Genomic DNA, 6,328 nt, shown 5'->3' on the forward strand with positions numbered 1-6,328 from the left:
CTACTCGGCCGAGACGCCCTGCGTGTCCCGGTTCCAGCTCGTCGGATAGTCCTTGTCGGCGAGCGGCAGGGCCTGCTTGGCCACCTCGAGCGGCTCGTAGAAGGTGTCGAGCATCACCGCGAGGTAGTCGGAGAGCTTGCCTCGCTCGGCGAAGGAGCGCTTGGCGGCCATCCCGTGAGGCGAGTGCGGCAGGGAGCCGGGGTGGAAGGTGAACGAGCCCGGCTCCACGAGGCCTTTGCGCGCGCCGTAGGTCGTGTTCGAGAAGAACATCACCTCGTCGCTGTCGACGTTGAGGTGCGCGTAGGGCGCCGGGACGTCGCGCGGGTTCCAGCCCTCGATCTGCCCCTTGAAAGTGCAGACGGCGAAGCCGTTGTGCGGGGCGGTCCCGGACTGGAAGGTCTGGCGCGTCGGCGGAGCGGTGTGGATCTCCCGGGCGAGCGGGTGGTGGTCGTCGGTGTGGAAGGTGTAGGGGTACAGCGCGCCCTCCCAGCCGATCAGGTCGAACGGATGGTGCCCGAGGAACATCTCGGTGACGAGGCCGCCGGCGTGCTTGGTCCAGACGCGGAACTCGCCTTCCTCGTCGCGCGCGGGGCGGTACTCGGGGAGGCCGACCTCGGTCTCGACGACCGGGGCGGTCAGGTGCGCCTGGCCGGAGGGGTTCAGGTAGTGGGGGGCGAACTGGATGGGCAGGCGGGACTCGACGATGAGCAGGGCGCAGTCCTCGCTCGCGAGCTCGACGCGGTAGGTCGTGCCCTTGGGGATGTTCACGTAATGCCCTTTGCGGAACGGCAGCACGCCGAACTCCGAGGCGATGAGGCCCGACCCTTCTTGTATGAACCAAAGCTCGTGGCCGTCGCCGTTGCGGAAGAACCTCTGCGCCGGGCAGGATTTCTCGAAGCGCGCCGCGGACACGACGGTGGTCGTGCCGTAGACGAGGGGCACGCGCCCGCTGATGTGGTCGCCGTGCGCCTTCAGCCGTCCGGTGCGGATGTGCCAGGGCTGCAGCGGCTGGGCCGGCGCCATCTTCTGCGGACGAAGGTCGAGCGGCAGGCGCTTGGGCTCGCTCACCTGCTGGGTGGGGTACTTGCGGTAGTGGTACTTGCGCGACCAGTCCCCGCTGAAGCCGCTGACGCCGTGGATCTCCTCGAGCGCGAGCACCTCCGGCTCCGAGTAGAACTCGGTATGCGGCGTCTTGGGCACGCGGCCGCGGGTGAGGATCACGCTCATGCAAGCACTCCCGACTTCTTATATTTCAAGTGGATCGACCCGTTCGGTTTCCCGACGGTGTTCTTCAAAGTCCCGAGCGGTCCCGCGTCCAGTTCGATGCGGTCCCCGGGCTTGATCCATCGGCCCATGTCCAATCCGCATCCCTTAAAGTAGGTGCCGGAGCCGAGGAGGTCGCCGGGCAGAAGCTCTTCTCCCTGCGAGGCGTGCGAGAGCATGGTCGCGAACTTCCAGTAAGGCTGTGCTCCCTGAGAGTTGCTCCACTCTTTGCCGTTCACTCGGACTTTCAGCTTGGGAATCTTTCCGTTCCATTCATCGCTCGTCACGAAGTATGGTCCAAGCACCGTCGCGAAATCCTTCCCCTTTGCCGGCCCCATGCGGCACACCATCTCGTTCTTCTGTATGTCGCGCGCCGAGCAGTCGTTCATCACGATGTAGCCCGCGATGTGGCTCGGGGCGTCCTTGACCGAGATGTCCTTGCCGGCCTTGCCCACGACCGCCGCGACCTCGAACTCGAAATCGAGCTTGCGCGTGAACGCGGGCCACGGGATGACGGCGCCGGGGCCGATGATGGTCCGGGGGTTGCCCTTGTAGAACACCGGCTGGTCGTACCACTCGGGGGCCAGCGGCTCGTTGCGGCGCTTCGCGCCGGCCTTCGCGTGGTCCTCGAAGGCGAAGAAGTCCCGCAGGGAGCGCGGGCGGGGGAGGGGGGCCAGCAGGCGGACCTGGCTTTCCTTCCAGACGACGCCGGCGGGCGCGCCCTTGAGCGTGTTGAGGGCGGTCTGCGCCTCGGTGAGCAACTCCTTGCCGCCGTCGAGGAGGCCGAGCAGGCACGGGGGCACGAAGAAGTCCGCGCGGGCCTTGGGCCGGGACTTGCCCTGCGCGCGATACAGGCGCTCCGCCGCGAGGTTCAGGTCGACGATGCGGCCCGCGCGCACGGCGCCCAGCCGCTCGACGGGCCCGAACGGCGTGGGGACCTCGAAAGTGACGAGTTTCATCGCTCCGATACTATCAAAAGCCGCGGGCTCGCAGCATGCCCACGATCCCGACTCCGATCCAGAAGATGTTGAGAAGGGTGTAGGCCCGGTCCTTGCGCAGGATCGCGCACCAGGACAGCGCCAGGGCGTCGGCCGTGTTGAACGCCCAGACGAAGAGGAACGGGCTGTCCGGCCCCAGCCAACTGACGAGCGAGAAGCTGACGATGCGCATCACCACGGCGACCAGCTCGATCGTCTCGCGGTGGCGCAGCACGGCCGCGTTCATGGTTTGGATCATGGGTCAGGGGCGGGCGAGCGCCGCGGCTTTCGCGGCGCTGAGCGTCGTGAAGTCGGAGACTTTGAGCGCCGCGTGCTTGAACTCGTCGGGGCGGTGGGAGGTCGTGATCGCGACCACCTGCATGCCCGCGCGCCGCGCCGCCTCCTCGCCGAGCAAGGAGTCCTCGAACACGACGCAGTCCGCGGGGGCGACTTCGAGCTTGTCGGCGAGGATCAGGAAGGTCTCAGGATCGGGCTTGCCCTTCGTCACCATGCCGCCGTCGACGACCGCGTCGAACCACGGGCGCAGCTCCAGGCCGTCGAGGATGAAGGTCACGTTGTCGTCCTTCGAGCCGGTGCCCAGGCCCACGCGGTAGCCGCCCGCGCGGGCGCCCTTCAGGAAAGGCATCAGGCCCGCGGCGGGCGCGCGCTGAGGCAGGTACAGCTTCCGGTAAAGGGTTTCTTTGACGACGGCGGCGGCGTGCGCCTCCTCGGGCGGGACCTCGCGCTTGAAGTAGTAGCGCAGGACCTCGCGCGTGGGCATGCCCATCGTGTTCTCGCGGAAATCCCGGAGGTCGATGGTGATGCCGTGGCCGCGGAAGAAGGCCGTCCACGCCTCCTCGTGCGCCGGCATGTTGTGGCAGACGACCCCGTCCATGTCGAGCAGGAAGCCGATCTCGCGTTTCATGGACGATAGGATAGCTATAATCGAGGCATGGCACTACGCGCGCTGGACGTCTCGCTGTGGGGTTTCTTCCGCTTCCACGGGCCCGACGCGAAGAAGTTCCTGCAGGGCCTGGTGAGCGCCGACCTGGGCAGGCTCGCGCCGGGCGTCTGCCTGCCCTCGTGCGTGCTCTCTCCCAAGGGACTGCTCGTCGCCGACTGCGAGCTGTACGAGGAGACGCCGGAGTCCATACTCGCCGTCACCCGCCCCGGCGCGGCTATCGGCTTCCTCGCCGCGTTCGAGAAGAAGATCATGCTGTCGGACTCCGCCTTGAAGGCCCTGCGCTCGGAGCGCGCCTGGCTCGTCGTCGGCGAGGGCTACGAGCGCGGCCTGCCCTGGCCGCGCTTGATCGAGCCCGCCCGCCTGCTCCTCGGCGTGGATCCGCCCGAGGACGCCGACCTCATGAGCGACGCCGAGTTCGAGGCCCTGCGCCTCGCCTCCGGCTTCCCCTGGTTCGGCGCCGACATGAGCGAGGAGTCCCTCCCGCTCGAGGCGCGCCAGGAGGCGGCGATCTCCATGGAGAAAGGCTGCTACATGGGCCAGGAGACGGTGTCCCGCCTCGTCTTCCGCGGCCACGTCAACAAGATCCTGATGGGGCTCCGCTTCGCGGGCGAGCCCGCGCCCGCGGGCGCCGTCGTCCTGCGCGGCGACCGCGCGGTCGGCCACGTCACGAGCTCGCTGGGCAGCGCCGGCCTCGCGCTGATCCGCTTCGACGACGCCGTCCCCGGCGCCAAGGTCTCGGCCGACGGCAAGGACGGGGAGCTGTTCGTCTTCGCCTCCTGGCCGAAGCCGCTCACCAAGCCCGCCTGACTATCCTCAAGGATAGCGAACGGCGAACCACAAAGACACTAAGACACAAAGAACGAAAGAAAGTTAACGGCTGCGGCGTTTCCCGTTAACTCTTTATCCGTTCTTTGTGTCTTAGTGTCTTTGTGGTCAAACGCCGTACGCCGTTCGTTAGTCCGTTCAGCGGGCCGCGGTGACGGGGGCGGCGGCGGAGGTCTTGGCGAGCTCGACGGCGAAGGCGAGCGCGAGCTTGGCGAAGGGCACCGAGTGGGACGCGTCGCCGCCCGAGGTCGCCAAGGTGTCGCGCTCGGAGTGGATCTCGTGGTTGCTGCCGTCGAAGGTCGACTCGAAGGCCATCGCCGCGGGGAAGCCCTTCTTGTTCCACGACGCGTGGTCGGAGCAGCCGTAGCCGCACTTCGTGGTCGCCGCCTTGACGCCGGTGTAGGTGTTTACCAGCTTCGCGGTGAAGGCGCTCAAGGAGGCGTCCACGTAGTCGGTGAGCATGTAGATGTCGGGGCCGGAGCCCGCGAAGTTGGACATGTCGAACTGGATCACGCCGACGACCTTCTTCCCGGAGGAGGCGTAGGAGGCCGCGATGTCCTGCGAGCCGCGCAGGCCGACTTCCTCGGCCGCGTAGCCCATGAACTGGATGGTGCGCTTGGGCCGCACGCCGGACTCGCCGAGGACGCGGATCGCCTCGGTGAGCACGGCGATGCCGGAGGCGTTGTCGTCGGCGCCGGGCGCGCGCGCGCCGGAGTTGCCCCAGCCGCTGATCGAGTCGAGGTGGCCGCCGAGGACGACGATCTCGTCGGGCAGCTCCGCGCCGGGGATGGTGAGGATCACCGAGGGCTGCTTCCACGCGGAGTGCGTGAACAGCGCGGCGGAGGCGCCGGGGATCCTCGCGGCGAGCCCGGCCCAATGGCCCTTCAGCCAGCGCGCGGCCTCCGCGCCGGTCTCGGACTGGTAGTAGCGGCTGTGGTAGGCGGACATCGCGGAGATCGTGGCGCGGAGGCTCGGCTCCTTGACGGCGGCGGCGAGGGGCGCGACGACCGCCTGCTGGTCGAGGGTGTAGGCCATGCGCGGCCCGATCGCGGTCGGCCGCATCGACGCCTGCGCGGCGGCCATCGAGCCGTGGGCGAGGTAGCCGCCGCAGCGCTTGAAGCGGTCGTGCATGAACTGCGAGAGGAGGGGGAGCATGTCGGGGCGGACCTGGTACACCGCGGTGCGGCCGTCGGTGAGCACCGGGGCGGTCAGGGGGAATCCCTTCGCCTCGGGGCGGGCGAGGTCGGCCTGGTCGAAGGTGACCCAGAGGTCGGCCGGGGCCTGCTTCTCGAGCGCCGGCGGGAAATCCTCGGCGAGGGCAGGGGACGCGGCGAGGAGGACGGCGACCATCAGGCCTATGTTGTTCATGGGTCCAATGGTCCCAAAGAACGGGACGCGCGTCAACCGATAAAACGCCCCGGAAGGCCGGTCATTTCGCCCCGGCTTATTCGCCCTGCGGCAGCTCGAAGACGAAGCGGGAGCCGCCGCCGGGCCGGTCCTCGACCCAGATGCGGCCCTTGTGGGCGAGGACGGCGGCGCGGCAGAAGCTGAGGCCGATGCCCGTGCCGGTGTCCATCGCGGAGTCCTTGCGGCCGCTGGTGACGTACTTCTCGAAGATGCGCTTCTTCTCGGCGTCGGGGACGCCCGGGCCCCGGTCGGAGACGATGAAGCGGGCCGAGACGCCGTTGTAGCCGCAGTCGACCTCGACCGGCTGGGGGCCGGGGGCGGCCTTCATCGCGTTGGTGATGAGGTTGGCGAGTATGCGGTAGAGCAGGTTCTGGTCGGCGCGCACCTTCTCCACGCCGGGCGCCACGCGCATCGCGACCGTGGCGCCCGTGAGCTTCATGCGTCCGGCGAAGAGCGTCTCGATCTTCTTGAGCAGCAGCGACGGGTCGATGAACGCCGGCGCGACCTTCAGGCCCGAGGCCTTGGCCTGCGCCAGGTCGAGCATGTCGTTGAGCATCAGGAGCATGAAGTCGGCGGCCGAGCCCGCGTTCGACAGCAAAGAGACGTAGTTGTCCTGGCTGATGAGGCCGCGCGCGTGGATCAGCTCGAGGGTGCCCTTGATCGCCGTGAGGGGCGCCTTCAGGTCGTGGACGATCATGTCGGTCATGTCCTGGCGCGCGCGCGCGACCAGCTCCAGCTCGTAGTTGCGCTTGATGAGCTCCTCGTGGGACTTCTTGACCTGGAGGTGGACCTTCGCGCGGGCGAGGAGCTCCTCGGCGGCGAAGGGCTTGTGCACGTAGTCCGTGGCGCCCTTCTGGAAGCACTCCAGGCGGGTCTTCAGGTCGCCGCGCGC

The 6,328-nt window shown here is 68.3% G+C and carries 7 protein-coding genes; 1 reads left to right on the top strand and 6 read right to left on the bottom strand.

Annotated features, from left to right (window positions below):
• The 4 genes from HYV14_15170 to HYV14_15185 form a co-directional block, all read right to left on the bottom strand.
• Positions 1–1,227 (bottom strand): homogentisate 1,2-dioxygenase, encoded by a 1,227-nt coding sequence (locus tag HYV14_15170; protein MBI2387332.1) that lies wholly within the window; start codon positions 1,225–1,227, stop codon positions 1–3.
• Complete coding sequence (locus HYV14_15175) at positions 1,224–2,222, bottom strand: fumarylacetoacetate hydrolase family protein (protein ID MBI2387333.1); 999 nt, start codon at positions 2,220–2,222, stop codon at positions 1,224–1,226. Before HYV14_15175 ends, HYV14_15170 begins: the two co-directional genes overlap by 4 nt.
• Before the next feature lie 13 nt (positions 2,223–2,235).
• Positions 2,236–2,433 (bottom strand): hypothetical protein, encoded by a 198-nt coding sequence (locus HYV14_15180; GenBank protein MBI2387334.1) that lies wholly within the window; start codon positions 2,431–2,433, stop codon positions 2,236–2,238.
• Between the two features lie 69 nt (positions 2,434–2,502).
• Positions 2,503–3,165 (bottom strand): HAD-IA family hydrolase, encoded by a 663-nt coding sequence (locus HYV14_15185; protein ID MBI2387335.1) that lies wholly within the window; start codon positions 3,163–3,165, stop codon positions 2,503–2,505.
• Between the two features lie 27 nt (positions 3,166–3,192).
• On the opposite strand from HYV14_15185, the gene HYV14_15190 reads away from it, so the two are divergent.
• Complete coding sequence (locus tag HYV14_15190; GenBank protein ID MBI2387336.1) at positions 3,193–4,011, top strand: hypothetical protein; 819 nt, start codon at positions 3,193–3,195, stop codon at positions 4,009–4,011.
• Positions 4,012–4,167: 156 nt separating this feature from the next.
• Here HYV14_15190 and HYV14_15195 read toward each other — a convergent pair whose 3' ends face one another.
• Together HYV14_15195 and HYV14_15200 are read right to left on the bottom strand one after the other, a co-directional pair.
• Positions 4,168–5,397, bottom strand: a complete 1,230-nt coding sequence (locus HYV14_15195; GenBank protein MBI2387337.1) for a M20/M25/M40 family metallo-hydrolase — start codon at positions 5,395–5,397, stop codon at positions 4,168–4,170.
• 76 nt (positions 5,398–5,473) lie between these two features.
• On the bottom strand, positions 5,474–6,328 hold an 855-nt coding region (locus tag HYV14_15200; protein MBI2387338.1), incomplete at its 5' end, for a HAMP domain-containing histidine kinase.

It is taken from the genome of Elusimicrobiota bacterium, from assembly GCA_016182905.1.
Classification (GTDB): domain Bacteria; phylum Elusimicrobiota; class Elusimicrobia; order UBA1565; family UBA9628; genus GWA2-66-18.